At 55.4% G+C, this 15,378-nt stretch carries 13 protein-coding genes; 5 read left to right on the forward strand and 8 right to left on the reverse strand.

Annotation, left to right across the window (positions count from 1 at the left end):
• Positions 1-46: 46 nt before the first annotated feature.
• The 3 genes from ACELLULO517_RS18240 to ACELLULO517_RS18250 all read right to left on the reverse strand — a co-directional run bounded on the left by ACELLULO517_RS18240 (position 47) and on the right by ACELLULO517_RS18250 (position 4,504).
• A complete protein-coding gene (locus ACELLULO517_RS18240; RefSeq protein WP_227308852.1) occupies positions 47-490 on the reverse strand; it encodes a hypothetical protein in 444 nt (147 codons plus the stop codon).
• 104 nt (positions 491-594) lie between these two features.
• The gene (locus ACELLULO517_RS18245; RefSeq protein ID WP_227308853.1) at positions 595-1,719 is read right to left on the reverse strand and encodes a Fic family protein; all 1,125 of its coding nucleotides are present in this window, start codon (positions 1,717-1,719) and stop codon (positions 595-597) included.
• A gap of 922 nt (positions 1,720-2,641) precedes the next feature.
• Entirely contained in the window at positions 2,642-4,504 is a 1,863-nt protein-coding gene (locus ACELLULO517_RS18250) for a carbohydrate-binding domain-containing protein (protein ID WP_227308854.1), read from the reverse strand.
• 36 nt (positions 4,505-4,540) lie between these two features.
• On the opposite strand from ACELLULO517_RS18250, the gene ACELLULO517_RS18255 reads away from it, so the two are divergent.
• The 4 genes from ACELLULO517_RS18255 (at position 4,541) to ACELLULO517_RS18270 (ending at position 7,472) form a co-directional block, all read left to right on the forward strand.
• The gene (locus tag ACELLULO517_RS18255; RefSeq protein ID WP_227308855.1) at positions 4,541-4,834 is read left to right on the forward strand and encodes a hypothetical protein; all 294 of its coding nucleotides are present in this window, start codon (positions 4,541-4,543) and stop codon (positions 4,832-4,834) included.
• Positions 4,835-5,291: 457 nt separating this feature from the next.
• Positions 5,292-6,113 carry a Crp/Fnr family transcriptional regulator gene (locus ACELLULO517_RS18260; RefSeq protein ID WP_227308856.1) on the forward strand — a complete coding sequence of 274 codons (822 nt, stop codon included), beginning with the start codon at positions 5,292-5,294 and terminating at the stop codon, positions 6,111-6,113.
• Positions 6,114-6,242: 129 nt separating this feature from the next.
• The gene (locus ACELLULO517_RS18265; protein ID WP_227308857.1) at positions 6,243-6,953 is read left to right on the forward strand and encodes a Crp/Fnr family transcriptional regulator; all 711 of its coding nucleotides are present in this window, start codon (positions 6,243-6,245) and stop codon (positions 6,951-6,953) included.
• 159 nt (positions 6,954-7,112) lie between these two features.
• On the forward strand, positions 7,113-7,472 hold the full coding sequence (locus ACELLULO517_RS18270) for a hypothetical protein (RefSeq protein WP_227308858.1): 360 nt from the start codon (positions 7,113-7,115) through the stop codon (positions 7,470-7,472).
• On the opposite strand, the gene ACELLULO517_RS18275 is transcribed toward ACELLULO517_RS18270, so the two are convergent.
• Together ACELLULO517_RS18275 and ACELLULO517_RS18280 are read right to left on the reverse strand one after the other, a co-directional pair.
• Positions 7,462-8,199 (reverse strand): helix-turn-helix transcriptional regulator, encoded by a 738-nt coding sequence (locus ACELLULO517_RS18275; protein ID WP_227308859.1) that lies wholly within the window; start codon positions 8,197-8,199, stop codon positions 7,462-7,464. The genes ACELLULO517_RS18270 and ACELLULO517_RS18275 overlap by 11 nt on opposite strands.
• 369 nt (positions 8,200-8,568) lie before the next feature.
• Positions 8,569-9,192: a hypothetical protein gene (locus tag ACELLULO517_RS18280; RefSeq protein WP_227308860.1), complete on the reverse strand. Its 624-nt coding sequence runs from the start codon at positions 9,190-9,192 to the stop codon at positions 8,569-8,571.
• A 764-nt stretch (positions 9,193-9,956) separates the two neighbouring features.
• Between ACELLULO517_RS18280 and ACELLULO517_RS18285 the strand changes: the two genes are divergently transcribed.
• Positions 9,957-11,657 (forward strand): DUF6798 domain-containing protein, encoded by a 1,701-nt coding sequence (locus ACELLULO517_RS18285; RefSeq protein ID WP_227308861.1) that lies wholly within the window; start codon positions 9,957-9,959, stop codon positions 11,655-11,657.
• Here ACELLULO517_RS18285 and ACELLULO517_RS18290 read toward each other — a convergent pair.
• The 3 genes from ACELLULO517_RS18290 to ACELLULO517_RS18300 are packed head-to-tail and all read right to left on the reverse strand — an operon-like array spanning position 11,615 to position 15,276.
• The gene (locus tag ACELLULO517_RS18290; protein ID WP_227308862.1) at positions 11,615-12,871 is read right to left on the reverse strand and encodes a hypothetical protein; all 1,257 of its coding nucleotides are present in this window, start codon (positions 12,869-12,871) and stop codon (positions 11,615-11,617) included. The two genes, ACELLULO517_RS18285 and ACELLULO517_RS18290, sit on opposite strands and share 43 nt — an antisense overlap.
• A 45-nt stretch (positions 12,872-12,916) precedes the next feature.
• A complete protein-coding gene (locus ACELLULO517_RS18295; RefSeq protein ID WP_227308863.1) occupies positions 12,917-13,795 on the reverse strand; it encodes a glycoside hydrolase family 16 protein in 879 nt (292 codons plus the stop codon).
• A 20-nt stretch (positions 13,796-13,815) separates the two neighbouring features.
• Complete coding sequence (locus tag ACELLULO517_RS18300; protein WP_227308864.1) at positions 13,816-15,276, reverse strand: hypothetical protein; 1,461 nt, start codon at positions 15,274-15,276, stop codon at positions 13,816-13,818.
• Positions 15,277-15,378: the final 102 nt, after the last annotated feature.

Here is a 15,378-nt window from a genome sequence, read left to right on the forward strand (position 1 = left end):
GACTAAGGAGGCAAATTCGGAAGATTGATCCGACACCGGATCCACCTCAGACTGTCACATTGCGCCTTGCATTAGCGAATTCCAGTGCCTCCACGAAAACCGCGATGCTGGTCACGCGCGACAGGAAATAAGTCGAGGCGCCGCTTTCCAGAGTTCGGTTCAGGACCAATTTATCCAGAGTAGAAGCATCCGATACCAAAATAATGCTCGCGCCCGGATAGGCATCGCTCAACGTCTCGACATCGCAAAAATCAGTGAACTCGACCTGATGGGAATGGTAGATGATCGTGTCGAACACTTGTTCGCGATGGAGCAGGCAATCATCAATGCTATCAAATTCCGTGATCTCGAATGAACTATTCGCGTTGAGGACAGCGCTGGAAAGCACTTCACGCGTCAGCGAAACCTCATCCACCCAAGCGATATGAGTGTTTTTCCGCCTATTTTTGAATAAAACCTCAGCATAGGCCCCGTTGATCGGACTAGTCATAAAAACCTCAACAAGATCTATTACAACTCAAATCTAGGCTTTCTTGTCCGGCGCAATTGAATGCACTTGATCCGCCATAAAAACATATGGGACCGGCCGCAAGATCAAGCCTCTCCCTCGCTCAAAATCGCGAGAACGCTCGGCGCAAAAAAACTGCGATTCCGGCCTGCCTCGCCGTACAAGCGAAGGATCCCGATCGCGGCAAGATTGCCGACAACCTTATTCGCGGCCTGAGGACTGACGTCTAGCCGTTTGGCGACACTGTTCGCACTAACGACTGGATCGAATGCTAGTGACCGAACAATGGAGAAAGCGCTGGAATGCGCGTGAACACCGGCTGCCTTAAGAGCCTCGATCCATTCACTGGACAGTCGTTCCAGACCATCGAAACAGGTCCAGGTTTCAAGAAGAGAGTCTTCGATAATGTCCAGGAACGTAAAGCACCACAGATCCCAGTCGCCGTTCATCTGCCCTGATTGAAGGGCTTCTTCAAGAGAAGCGGCATGTTTCGCGAAGGCGCGGGAGACAAAAAGGGGTGCCAGCCCTTCCCAACGCAGCATCATTGTCGTGAGCGAGCGACCAATAGTGTAACCGCCAATACTGCACGGAAAAATTGTACAAATTCGAGCAATTGCTATTGCCAATCGCAAAAGCATCGATATTTGCCCGCCCGAATTCACAAATTCTGCGAGGGATTGAACATGTTCAGCGATCTGCGCGGACACATGCAAGCCGATTTGGTCAAAGGTCGTTGATAAGCGATTTGCACTTCGCTTGTTTGTTTGATGGGAATTCTCTCTTCCGGACATGGTTGTGGCATCGCCATCGGCAAGCCGCATTGTCTCCAGAAGTATCAAAAAATCCTCGGCGCTTTCCGGACGATTTGCCCGAAGTACTATGTCGCCGTTCTGCTTGGCGAGGCGGAAGATCGGCTGAGGTATACGAACGCCCGGGCCGTCTGCCTCATGAACCAGCAATTCCAACAAGTCGAGCGACGGCACTCTTGACCCTGTCGCAATTATAGCGTCCCGCCGGCTCATCAAATGATAAAACTGAAACAGATCTGGGTTCTTATCGAGCCTTGCGTTACATTTTCCGACCGCGAATATCAATTTTTCGATACGCGTCTGAAAGCGGCAATGATCGACATACCGTGACAGTTCTTCTGGAACAAATGATGTCATGCCATGACGGTTCGGCTTAAACTCGACAGAGCTATAATTTCCCAAGAAATTACAATCCCAATGAATAGCAAGCTTTCTCGCGCGACGAGAGATGAACGCGCCGAGCTGGCAATTTAGTAATCAGACACAAATTTATAATATGGCATTATAACAAATCTCACTCAACCAAAAAGGCGAACATCTCCCCCCAACACAGGATGAGCCTAGCCATAATCACGGCTTTATTCGACACTTGGCGGAATATGAAAGATCAACTGCAAACACAGCCTATTCATTTCGCTGTGTCAGCTATACGCGATTATCGCTAGCCAACACAATATGGTTCTAACGAAAAAGTGAAGAATGGGGTGAATTGCCCGCGATCGCGATCGCGTTTTGGCATTTGAATCATAAGGTAGCAGCATTTTTCGAAAAATTTCCAAGGCAACACAATTGCGTTTCTGCTTGGCTGTATTGGCCGCCCGGCACCCTGTCTTTGCGATAAGTTTTATATTCACACATGCGAATGCAAGGTTACCGATTCAAAGTCTCCCAGCGGCGTGACTAATAAAACTTTCTATCAAATCTCTTCGTGTTTCTAAAATTAGTGATCACAAGCCCGCTCTCTGCTTACCGCAAAGAGCCCGTATTTATTTTCCTAATGACTAATTCATTTCTATAAATACAATGCTGAACAAATGTTCACCCATAAATCCCGAAAAATTCACAAGATATTTCGTTTATTATACAATGCTGCCTTTATCGGCATCAGTGACATTGCCAAGCCTTAAGCCGATGATGGGCGGCAATTCTGCGCTCCCGCCTTTCTGTATCAGGCTTAACCCCAAAAAGGAGGGATGCTCAGACCATCATGCGGGCTGTCGGAGCCGTCAGGTATAGGAACCGCTCCAACAAGCCCGCACCAGAAAACCTGGCTCCCCGTTTAAAATCGATGAAGTCTCAAACTTTGGAACTCGCAAATATCAGGTTATTTTGAGGTCGTTACCGCAAAATCAGAAGTTGTATTGCCGTATAGGGCTTGGTCACCGCTGAAGATGTCCGATCCGTTGAGCGTGACGCCATTGACATAGAGATTGCGGTCTTCACTGTCAGAGCCGCCATAGGCGTCATTGACGAAACCGATCCCGATCGTATGCGCACCGGAACCGAAGTTTCCGCTAAAGGAAAAGCCTTGTGTGGCATTCGCCTCATGAAGTGCCGATACCACCTGCGGCGTCGTCACGGCTTTGCCGTCTATATAAAGTACGAAATCCGCATTCCCCTGCCATGCGTCTTCTGACAAGGTCAAGGTCAGATTATCGGCAGGACCCGTGCCGGTGGTAGCACCTGGACCGACCGAGAAGTTGTCGGTACTGTCACCGGGCATGCTAGCACTCGTGCCCGCATAGGTTACGCCATCATAGGCGATGGAATTGACATAAAGATTGCGATCAAGGCCCTGACCGCCGTAAGCATCGTTGATGAAGCTGATCGCCACGTCGTTAACGCCGGAATTCCAATCACCGGTGAGCAGAAAGGTATTCGCGTCATCCGACGAATGCAGCGCCGATGTTTGATACTCCCCGCCGACCTGCTGGCCGTTGACCGCGACTGTGAAGGCCGCATCCCCTTTATAGGCATCCTCCGACATTTGCAGCGTCAGTGTATGCGCTGTCGCTGCTGGCGGATCGGCAGCGGGCGGACTAGCAGGCGCTGTCGCCGGATCGGTGGCAGCTGCGCTTTGGACGCCGAAATATTTGGCCCAGGCCGCCGCTTCCTGAGGTTTGTCATCCGACGCAGCCGAGAACGCGTAATTGCCGCCGAGGTCGGAATCCCATATGCCGACATACTGGATCTGAACACCGGCATTGGCGAGGGTCGAGGATAGCCACTGGACAAAAGTCGGATTGTCGGTCAGGTTGGAACCGTCATCCAGCGTATTCCCGGCGCCGGTTTCGCAAATGGCGATCGGCTTTCCCGTCGTTTTTGCAAAGTCAATGATATCCTGCAGGCTGAGGGCCGATCCGCCGCTGTCATCCAGCGAGTATTCGGAGGAAGCGGGATCCGTATAATAATGTTCGAGGTTGACGGGGTCTGCATCCCATTGCGCCAGGCTCGTATCATAGACGGGATTGGGAGAGTTCAGCTCCTGACCGCTTTTATCCCAGTCATATATCTTTGACCCGTCATGGTAAGGAAACACATCGCCGTAAACATCGACGCCGATTGTATCGACATAGGCGTTACCAGGGTAAAGCGTCTGAGTCACGTTGTCGATATCGCTGAAATTGACGATCCCCGGGTTCCAGGCGACCGTCATATTGACGCCATCGGCTTGAGCCGCAGAATGGAGAACCGTATAGATATGTTTGAAAGCCGCGACCCAATCTGCCTGCTCGGCCGCCGTACTGCCCGCAAATGACGTGGAATCGGCGAGATTCATCTCGACGCCCGGGCGCCAAACCTGCGTCATAAAACCCGCATCTGCCCAGGATTTGACCATGGATTGCAAGATGCTGTCATATGTGCCGTTCGCGAAGTTCTTATACATCTGATCGGCGGAGGGCGAGCCGGCTGCCGTCGAACTCATAGGCAAAGCGATCGTCGGAATTTTGCCTTGAAACGTCGGTGACGCCGCGGCCGATGTCGCCGACCACTCCACGTTGCTATCCCAATCGGTGACGAGCTGGCTCGAATCTACCGAGCTATTCATGAAAGTCGGCTGCGCACCCATAAGGCTCGCAAACTGCGTATTCGCCGCATCAAATTCCGCCTCTGCGTCCGGGTCGCTGATATTCGGATTTCCGACGGAAACGCCGAGTGGAAACGGAAGCCCTGAACTTGTTGTCATAACCACTCCTTGCGCACAAGAGCGCGGATCAGGCTATTGCTGGTCAAGCAAATGGCCGGGGTTTATCGAGCAACCGGACGCCCATTGGATGTCGGGTTGATGGTTATTGAAACCGCAACTAGAAAACCCGATCGCACTCTCTTCGTCGGTAATTTAGCTTACCTCAATGGTTTGACGTTTTTGTTATTGCTAAAACAGCTGGCCGGCGAATCGGAATTGTACGATTTTTTGCTTGATCTTGATTGCGCTCACCTTTTTGAGAGACAAAAGTCATTGCGCTATCTCTTTAGCGTCACTATCTCGATCGCATTCAACATAAACGTTGTTTAATCAACATTTTTTGAATATATCCAGCTGTATTGCTTTTCTTTAAAAACCATCTTATCGGCCGCTTGTTCTGTACAGTTCTTAATCGAGGTGATTTTTACTCATAAAAATCAACAAAAAATTTTATCTTTACTCCTTCTTAACCTCTTGTCACGTTCCACCTGAATCGTCCTTATCCGGGCTTGCTGGCTTTGCGTGGGTATTGCCATAAAGCAAATATTAATAATTCTCCTGCTCTTGTGACAGTCCTTACCTTTGGCCGACAGGACAGACGAATGCTCGTCGCGATCCGGGATATCATCCGCGGCATCCGTTGATGTCGTGTGGTGAGGGCTGGGCCATGTGCCGAATAGGAGGCTCGGGAAGCCAAGCTGCCAAACAGCGCCCTTGGCTCTGGCCGACCGAAAACCACGATCCCCCTCGGCGCGACCGCTTTCTCGCAAAAAGCCGGGCTGTGAAGATGATCTGTTTTGAATTAGGAACAGACGACCGCTGCACCGATCCCGGCGCGCATGCGACTGAGAAAGACCAGCACGCCCGACCGATGCGAGGACTAGCTCATTTGGCGCTATACGATCACCACATCGTCCAGAATCGCCTTCTCGCAGCACTTTCGGGCGAGGTGCTCGCTAAGCTGGCGCCGAAACTGACCTTGGTGACGATGACGCCGCGGCAAGACCTCTGTCAGCCTGAAGCCGTGATCGACTCCGTCTATTTTCCGGAAACCGGGATGATTTCCCAGGTCAGTAATCTCGATGAGGGGGAGCAGGCCGAGGTCGGCGTTATCGGCAGGGAGGGGATGCTGGGAAGCGCGCTCATCTCCGGCGTAGAAACCTCTTACACCGAGGCAATGGTTCAGCTCGCCGGCACAGCCCTGCGCATGAGCGCCCCGGATTTCAGCCGTGAAATGGAGCAAAACCTCGCTTTTCGCGAATTGTTGCTCCGCTATAGCGAGGCATTCCAAGCCCAGATCATGCAAACCGCCGCTTGCAACGGTCGACATCCCCTGGAACAGCGGCTGGCGCGTTGGCTGCTGATGGCCCAGGACCGTAGCGGCGAGGAACAGCTTGTACTGACGCAGGAGTTTCTGGCGATGATGCTCGGTGTCCATCGTCCCAGCATCACGATCAGCGCGCGCCGTATGCAACATGCAGGGCTCATTCGCTTTTCGGCCGGCCGCGTGACCATTCTGGATCGCGACCTTCTCGAAGCCAGGTGTTGCGAATGTTATGGCGCGGTCACGCGCCGCTTCCTCGCCCTGCTTGGTCCGTCTTTTGGCTAGGAATGTAAGGAACCTGACAGCCGAATTGATGATACTGGCGCAAAAGTATTTAATCGCTACATTTATACCGGCTCGTACGCGACTGAGAGGCAACCCGCACTCCCGCCCGATCTGAGCGAGGAGTGCCGAATGGCGCCTTTTCAATGCGGCACCATTTGCAATCGGCTGCTTGCTGCCCTTCCCCCGGATTCGCTGTCACGGGTCGTCGCAAAACTTAGTCATTTTATTTTAACAACAAAACAGATCGTCCAACGCGCTGACGCGCCGATCGAGGCCGTCTATTTCCCGGCAAGCGGCATGATCTCCCTGGTCAGTAACCTGCGTGACGGCATGCAGGCTGAGGTTGCCGTTGTGGGTACGGAGGGGATGCTCGGGACCTCAGTGATTTCTGGCGCTGAGACGTCTTTTGTCGAGGCCATTGTACAGATGCCCGGAACCGCGCTCAGGATGGCCAGCATCGATTTCAAGCGTGAGATCGAGACAAATGCGCCCTTTCGTAACATCATTCTTCGCTACAATGAGGCATTGCAAGCCCAGTTCATGCAAACGGCCGCCTGCAATGGTCGCCACGGATTGGGCCAGCGGCTCGGTCGCTGGCTGCTGATCGCGCATGATCGGGCCGATCGGGCGGAATTGCTGGTAACTCAGGAATTCATTGCCATGATGCTCGGCGTTCATCGCCCCAGCATCACGATCGCCGCCGGCAATCTTCAGCGAGCCGGTTTGATCCGCAGTTCCGGCGGCCGCATCACCGTGACCGACCGGGCTGGGCTCGAAGCGGCCTCCTGCGAATGCTATGGCGCGGTCCAGAAGCGCTTCGCAAACCTATTGGGATCCTAAGCATCGGGGCCGGCCTGCCGTAACCGTTGCGTGATCCGTACTATATGTGACAACCCGCTGGAATTTAGATTGTTACACTCAGCCCTCAGGTGGGAGAGGTTTTGCGCCGATGCCCATCAATCAGGTCAATGAAAACGGCATTTTTCTTGGAACTCGGCCATGCATCGGGTGTTCGCCAAAAATCAAGACAATCGTCCAGCCTGCGACTCAACCGCGGATGATCAACGAAATTTGAAGACCGCATGCGGCAAGGCAAAAACTGACGCTGAAGATCAAGCTATTGACCCAGCCGGAGGGCTGCGGCTGATACGAGACAGGAACGGCGCTGTCATCGGTCTCTGGCAAACCAGGAGTAGCCGCGAAGGCCCAGATGACGAAATCGAGGCGTTTGTCATGACCTTGTTAGATATTCTGCACGCGGGTGAGGGAATCGGCAAAGCACGCCATCGGCCCAGTCCCGCTCATCAAAATGCTCCGGCCAATCAAACCAGACCTTATTCAGACAATACTAAGGATTAGCCTCTCCCGGCTTGTCCTCAACGGCCTGGGCCTTGTCGCTGGTGCCCGCTTTTCGCATCACATTGCCGACATGCATTTTAACGGTTGCGAAACTAAGCTGCAGCTTTTTCGCAATAGCTCGGTCTGACTCCCCCAACCATAAATATCCCAGTATTTCTGCTTCGCGTTGCGTCAGCCCATGGAGCCGAAAACCCGCGGATGCTTGCTCATCACTCTTCCTTCGGGCTTCCTCCCCTTCGTCGGGCCCGTGATAGCCTCTTGGGACCGACAAACCGCCGGCACCCACCAAGGCCAAGGTCTTGGCGAAGACTCTCAAATCGCTGACACGAGAAGAGACATAAGCAGATACGCCAGCATTGAGCACGACATCGACCACCCGTGAATCGACCGTGATCTCGTCCGAGATAATGATAAGATAGGATGCCGGAAAAGACCTTCGCAGAACTTCGGTTTCGCCAAATCGCTCAAATAGGATTTCATGGGAGTGATAGACAATAATATCAAAACATTGCGCCTTATGAGAGGCGCAATCACTCACCGATTCAAATACCGAGATCTGAAATGCAGCGTCGATCTGGTTGATGACACGCGAAAAAACTTCTCGGGTTAGTTTTACGTCGTCGATCCAAGCTATGATGATCGGGGCGATGCTCTGACCACTTTGTACGGAACCTGGAAGCGACGGCATTGCATTTTTTAGGTCCGTTCCGTCTCTCTCCTCAATCATGAGACCATCCAGCGCTAATTTTTATCTTCTGTGCGAAGACGAAATTATAATTATTGAGATGCCTGTCCCAGTCAATAATCCGAATTATTTTTCTTGGGTTTTACTGCCTGCTTTTGTGGTCAGGGCTGCAAGCTCTTTTGCTAGGCTAAGAGAAAGCACCCTACAAATTTGACTAGATCATGGCGAGGTGAGCCGTTCAGGCTAAACCAGTAGCTTGTTGGCGCCTCGCTAGGATAAGCCATCCTTATGATGATCTGGCAATATTTATGCCCATCGCAAATTCAGCCGCTCAGTGTTTGGACAATGCACTGCCGTCCCTTTGCCGTTGCTGCATTGCGGCAGCATCGTCGCGGTTTTTTGAGACAGGATTTAGACCAGCACATTATCGGCCAGAGATTTCGACTCTGCCGTTAAGCCAGGACCGGTCGGCGCCAGCTTGCTTGCAACACTCTCCCAGTTGAACCGCTCAGCACAGGCCAGTTGAAAGCGCACCAGGCGGTCCCGCAATACATGCGGGTCCATTCGGCTGATCGAGGCGAGATGCATCGCAATCTCCCCGACGCTATAGACACGTCTCACAAAAAAATAATGATCCAGGACTTCGCTTAAATCCTCGTTGACATCCGACAATGAAAGAACAATCTGATTTTGTGCTATATAGGCTAATGTCTTGAGCTTGTGCCCCGATTCGAATCGGTCGGAAATGACCCCGAACCTGATAATATCGGACGCTTCGGACTCCGACGGCAGCGGCAATATCGACAGAACCTCGGTGGCGCGCCTCGGCAGCCTGTCAGACAAAATGGGAAAGCGATTTTTGCTCCTGGCATAATCCTTGGCAAATCGCACGGCATCCCGCCGCTTCGGCCACCAATCATAGGTGCCTGACAGGACAAGGTCGCTGACGACCCGCGCACCTGGCCTGAGCATGGTGACCGGGGGCATTCCGGGCAAGGTCAGCAGCACCGGTCTTGCGCCCGGCAGACTGGCCACATAATCCTGATCCCGCTTTGAAAGCGTCGCGATCGCCGAAAGCTGCGGCGACCGAAAAATCCTCCGCTCCCATCGCCCCGCCTGAATGGCAAGAAGCCAGGCTATCGGATTGCGCGGGAATATCCTCGGCAAGGCCTGGCTGGTGATATTATGAGCGATCAGGATAGCCGGTCCCGTCAAGCTGGAGACCAAAGCGTCAAACGGTTCCCAGGAACAAATCGTCAGATCCTGCCCAGCCTGTGCCACCGATACCAGGGCACGATTGTCACGCGTTGCGAAACGAGCCCGGTTGCGCGGGATACCACGGAGGATATTCCAAAGCTCAAGCCAGCGCGGCGCCGGTTTCGGACAGACGGTGGTGACGATATGGCCCAGGTCCCGCAAAGCCTGGATAGTCTTACGGTCGAAGACCTCGTCTCCGGCAGCGCCGTCAACCGGAGACTTGCCAATCCAAAGAATAAAAATGTCTCCGACTCCCTTGCCATTTATTGGCCGCCGGAAAGCAATGGCCGAACCTCCTGGCTTAAAATCCAGACTCGCAATCCCAAGCCGTTACGGCGACCACGCCCGCGCCGGTTGTCCGGAATTATCCAAGTCAAGCCCTCGGTTTGCCATTAGACATTGGGTACTAGACCACACGCCGCTTGCTTAGGGGAAACGGCCAGCTGATCAGCCAGGCTTCGCAATGCCTATCATAGAACAGGAGATTCTCCGATTTCTCCGATGGGTCGCAGGGCGCGATGGCATAAAGGGCAGGATGTCGCATGAGACAATTTGGCGAGGACCACGGATATGCCAGCCTCCTCATCGCCGCACTGCTGGGAACTGTCCTGTCGCTATTGTCGACGGGCTATCTATTCGCGACCGGCAATAATTTGTTCCATCTCGGTATCATCGGGGCTCTTTACGATCTGCCTCAATATCAGAACGACGCTTTCATCCAGTCGCTGCGCCACTACGCGTCAGGACCTTGGCTCATTCTGTCCGGCAAGGACAGAACGCTCACCGTTGACGGCCTGTTTTTTGTCCTCCTGTTCTTTTCACGCTTTTTGTCCATCCTCGGCTTTCTGCTCTGCGCTGCCCTGCTCGGGCTGGTCTCTTGGCGCGAAAGGCTGGTCTTCGCCAGCGTCATCGCCACTTGCAGCATCATGCGCGGCCTGTCGCTTGCCGGTGGCGGCGGCCTGTTCATTCCAGAATTCACCCAGTCGGAAATCGCCAATGGCCTGACGCTGATCATGCTCTACTGCCTCGGCCGGCGGAATCTGTTGGGCGGGATAATCCTCAACGCTTTGGTTTTCTTCACCAATGCCTTTTTTGCCGTCTGGAACGCCCTGCCCTTTCTGCTCGTGACCGGTTATTGGCTTCGGACGGGCGCTGTCAGCCCAAGGCAAGCGATGCGGCAGATCGCTCTGGCCAGCCTGCCGGCAATGGTGATCGCAGCGCCGATACTGGTCAATATCAGAAGCAATCCCCATTGCGGCCAGCCCATGGCGGTCGATTACCTGACCTTTCTGACGCAATACTGGCCGCTTCATTTTTTGATTTGGTCGAATTCGCTGGGCGCGATCTTCGGTCTCGCCGTCATCGTCATTCTCGGCGCGTGGGGTCTTTGTCTGCTGCGGCCAGTCAATCCCACGATCACCTTGTCGTCCCTGGCTTTTGTCCTGGTCTATGGCTTGGGAATCCTTGTCCCGATGGCGACGCACAATCCCGCCATCCTCAATCTTCATCTGCTCAGATCCAGCACCTGTCTGCACATCATGACCAGCCTGATTCTCGCCAGCCTGCTGACCCGCTGGGTTTTGAGTGGCGACCGCTTGGAACGCCGGGTACTCGGCCCGCTGCTGCTGCTGGCCTTCTGCTCTATCCGCGCCCTGGTGCCTTTGGCAGGCATTCCGCTCGCCATTGCCATGTCACCACGCCTGCAAAGGGTCGCGCGGCATGGGATCGAGCGTCGCGGCATACATGCCAAATGGCTTGCCGTCGCTGTCGGCGTGCTGATGCTGGGGCTTTGGAGCCTCTACGGTCGGCAACAGATCGCGACCCTGCGTCTCAGCCATCAGCAGGTCCGGACCTGGACCGCGATCGGGGAATGGGCGCGCAGCCAAACCCCGAGAGACGCCGTTTTTCTGCTTCCCACCAAGGACATCAGACCTCACGCGCCCGCGCCTTATTCCTATGCCGGCGATAGTGCGATCTTTGAATTCACTTCACATCGGCAAGTCTGGGTTGATTTCATCCGCGGCGCGGCCGTCATGTGGACGCCCTCCTATTACAGCGAATGGAATAGCCGTATCTGGCCGGTTCTGGCCCTGAAAACGCCCGGACAGCGGATGGACTATGCCCGCCGGAAGGGCATCACCTATCTCGTCGAAGCCTGTACCGGCGGCAGTGCCGCTTTCGGCGTCGATGGTCTTTGCGTCTATGCGACAAAAGTCCCGGGCAAGCCACCACCCAGCCTATGATCGCGCAACGGCGCAATGCGGATAAGGGAGCCGAACAGAACCAGCATCATGACGCTCGTCGGCGCCACGATGCCACCCCCGAAAAATAGCTGCGGGATCAGAACCACCAAAGCCAGGCTGCGGCTGAAGGTGGAGCCCAGGACAGCCCAAAGCAGAAAGACGTGGAAGATGACGGCCGTCAGCAGCCCATATTCATAGATGAGCTTATTGGCCGGCCATTGCACCTGGTTATCGCCCTTGGGGGAACTGCCCGGCCCCGCGCCGATCAACAGAAAGGACGGATCGGCGATCAATGTCATCGTATCCTCGAAGGGTAGGATGAGCCGCGCATAACCGCTGGAGTTGTGCGACGAAAGCTCGGTCGAGCGCTCCAGAAGATGCGAGAAGGCCCCGTTCAGCCCGGCCAGCAGGATGAGCGGCAATCCTATGCCCATCGCCAGTTTGAGAAGCCGACGGTCGAGGCGAAACAGCAGCAAGGGCGATACCAGCGCGATCGCGGCCAGCCCCGTCCCCGCCATGCCGGCGACAAGCCCCGTCATCAGGATCGTCAAACGCCAGATTTTTCGAAACCAGAGCAATTCCGCGGTAAGGGCGATGGCCAGATATTCCGAGGCGATCGAGGGTTCCAGAAAGAAGACCCCGTTCGGGGTGAGGAACGGCGAATTCCAACTATAGGGGCGCAAATAGGCAAAGCCGCGGACGAGAAGGCTGGGCGGCAGGATGTCATCCAGATTCGGCCAGAACCGATTTCCGACCGAGAATTGCACGGCCTGCTGCGCGATGATGATCAGCGCAATGACGAGCATGCCGCGTTGGAAAATATTGCAGCAGCGCATGGCGATATCGCGGCTGACATCGACACGGAAAACCAGACTGCTGTAGATGACCAGAAAGATCGCGACGGCCGGCAGGCTGCCAATCTCGCGCCCCGCGAAAGCCTCTCCAACCAAAGCGAATGTAACGCTGGCGAGAAGGGTGACGAAAAGCAATGCCCGCGTCGGGTCGATTACCGCCCGGCCGGTCAGGAAAATCCAGAACAGCGTTCCGAGCATGATAAAGACATCGATCCCGATGCCGCTGCCGGCCCCGGACGTCAGGCCGATTTTTTGAAGATATATCGCGGAGATGGCCAGGACGCCGAATGGCACAAGTATAGCGCTCTTGCCGACGATGACGGACAAGCCAGCAGCATCGAGAGACTGGTCACGCATCATCGCTTTGGCCTTCCTCAACGCAGATCCGGCAGGTGGATGGGATCGTCACGGCTTGGACGGCGCGTAGACGCGCACATAGTCGATCGCGATCGATGCCGTCTGTTCTGGATAGACCGCAGCCTTCTCCCAGGGAAAGCCGTAGGCCAGATCGAGAATGAGGAATTGCGGCTGGTTCGCATCGGAACCCGCAGGATGCGCGATCCTGGCGACCTCCTGTCCATTCAGATACCAGACCGTCTCTGTCTTCGTCACCAGAGAGCCAAATCTATTGAACCGATCGGCAAGATCGAGGTTCGTCCCGATGCCGAAGGTCCGCTGCATATAAGGTGCCGTGACATTCGGGCTACTCGTCCGGTCGTTCCAGTGAATCGACGCGAAATAGGTTTTGGCATTGCCGAAACTCTCGATCACATCATCCTCCCACTGCTTCACATAGCGATTGCTCGGCGGCCCGATGCCCTTGTCTATCCCCAAGGTCCAGAACGCGGCCCAAGCTGCGGGATTGTCGGAAAGCTTCATCCGCGCCTCGACATAGAAGGGCGGCGCGATGGCGAAACTGTTGAAGGTCGAGATGGCGCCGCCAAAATGGGTCGGCCGGCCACGCGTCTGCGCCGGATAGGATGCGGCGGAGGAGCGCGGCATGGGGCCGGCGGAGATTGTCAGAATAGAGTTTTCAACCGAAAATGGGCTGAATTTAGCGGGGTTTTCCGTCACAAACCATTCATAGCCGAAGCCTTCTTCGTTCTGCGGCGTCCAAACGCCGGTCCCCTTGTTGAGCCCTTCCATGCTCGGTCCGCCCGATCTCAATGACAGGCTGTCGAAATCGTCGTGAAAGACCAGCCTATAGCCGATCGGCTGGGCGCCCGCGCAGGCCGGCAGACCAAAAGCAAAGGCCGCAAGGCCTGCCGCTATCCATCTTGCCAAGGACGCCCTCCGCTTCTGGCTCATGGCCGACGCTGCCTTAGCTTCGGCAGACCAAAAACCACCTCATAGATCGCCGCATAGGCCAGGATCACGACGGCAAGGCAGATGCCGCCGAACAGCAGGCAATCAATCACCGCAGTCAGGGAATGCTGCTCGAATATCCAGCCCAGACCGAGATTGGCTGCCAGCCAGAACAGCGCGATGGCGACCAGAGCCACCAGGAAGGCGCCGCCATTGACCCACAACAGCCGTCCCCGCAGGCAGGCCATGAAAACGACCCCGATCAGCACTTCCTGCGCCGCCAGCAAAGCGAGATAGACCAAGGTCGAGCCGGACCAGTAACCGAGGGCCGCGGCCAAAAGACTGGCCGTGATATAGATATATTGGCATAGGGCGACCCGCCTGATTTTGCCGGTGCGCATCTGCGTCGCGGAAATCACCTGAAAGGCGTTCCCGGCCGCACCGATTGCGAAGGAGAGCGCGATCCAGGGTTCAAGCCTGGGGTCGCCGCCATTCAACCAAAGCGCCAGCAGACGTCCGTGATCGGCGATGATGACGCAGGACACCGCGCTGGCCACCAAGGTCGCGAGCAGAATAAAACCGCCCATGATCGCATCCGCCTGATCGGCGTCGCGCGAGACAAGCTCGGCATAGCGGATAGAGGCGAAGCGGCTCAGCTGGCTGATGACCTGGCGCCCCAGACTGAACAAGGCGCGCATCGCGACGAAGGTCGTAAGCGTCGCCGGGCTCGCCATGCTCGCCAAAATCATGACCGGAAGACTGAAACGGATCCAGGTCGCTGCCGGATCGGCAATCGCCAGGGGAATCACCCGGCCGATACGCCAACCGATGTCAGGCCAACCCGATATGAAAAGGCCGAGCGACCTTGGCTGTCGCAATAGCCAAGCCTGCGCCACGACGGCGGCGACCCCCGTGCCGAGCATGACATAGGCGAGCGCCGCAGGCCCGCCGTGGAAAACGAGAAGCGCCACCACCGACAAGGCATTGCGGCAGGCCACCATGCTCAGAAAAAGCCCCTCGACAAGGCGGAAATTCCCGAGCGTATCCAGCCAATAGCCGCGTACGATGAGAAGCGTATCCAGCGACAGGGTAACGATCAGGGCGAAAGGCCAAAACTGGAAGGCCGCGCTGCCGCGGATGATGGGTAAAGCGGCCCCCATGATGACGACCGCCGTGAAGGCCAGCATGATGCCGCGCGTCAGCGCCCAGATCTGACGGAAATACGCCGCCCCCGCCGGATCTGCCTGACGCGTGCCGGAGAGCAACTGGGCATGCCCGATGCTACGCAAACCGACATCGCTCACGCTACAAAGATTCGCGATCGCCAGGATGACGAGCCAATAAGCCGTTTCCGTCTGCCCCCAGACGCGCAATTGCAAGGGGAGAAGAATCAACTGATTGACGGCCAGACAAAGCTGCGTGCCGAGCGTGATCGAGAAGAATTGCAGAAAAATCTTCAATCTTCACCGCCGCAAAGGACCGGATTGCCCGGCCGAGCGGCCTGGCGAGAAATCCTTGTCTAGCATTAGCTCTTGCCTCGGAACACTGACCCTTATGCTTAG

Origin of the sequence: Acidisoma cellulosilyticum, assembly GCF_020621385.1 — a bacterium.
GTDB lineage: Bacteria > Pseudomonadota > Alphaproteobacteria > Acetobacterales > Acetobacteraceae > Acidisoma > Acidisoma cellulosilyticum.

Excerpts from the sequence above, each read along its gene's own strand:
- ACELLULO517_RS18260 (WP_227308856.1), top strand. The coding sequence starts at position 5,292 with ATGATCTGTTTTGAATTAGGAACAGACGACCGCTGCACCGATCCCGGC.
- ACELLULO517_RS18290 (WP_227308862.1), bottom strand. The coding sequence starts at position 12,871 with ATGATGCGTGACCAGTCTCTCGATGCTGCTGGCTTGTCCGTCATCGTC.
- ACELLULO517_RS18240 (WP_227308852.1), bottom strand. The coding sequence starts at position 490 with ATGACTAGTCCGATCAACGGGGCCTATGCTGAGGTTTTATTCAAAAAT.
- ACELLULO517_RS18285 (WP_227308861.1), top strand. The coding sequence starts at position 9,957 with ATGAGACAATTTGGCGAGGACCACGGATATGCCAGCCTCCTCATCGCC.
- ACELLULO517_RS18265 (WP_227308857.1), top strand. The coding sequence starts at position 6,243 with ATGGCGCCTTTTCAATGCGGCACCATTTGCAATCGGCTGCTTGCTGCC.
- ACELLULO517_RS18250 (WP_227308854.1), bottom strand. The coding sequence starts at position 4,504 with ATGACAACAAGTTCAGGGCTTCCGTTTCCACTCGGCGTTTCCGTCGGA.
- ACELLULO517_RS18270 (WP_227308858.1), top strand. The coding sequence starts at position 7,113 with ATGCATCGGGTGTTCGCCAAAAATCAAGACAATCGTCCAGCCTGCGAC.
- ACELLULO517_RS18275 (WP_227308859.1), bottom strand. The coding sequence starts at position 8,199 with ATGATTGAGGAGAGAGACGGAACGGACCTAAAAAATGCAATGCCGTCG.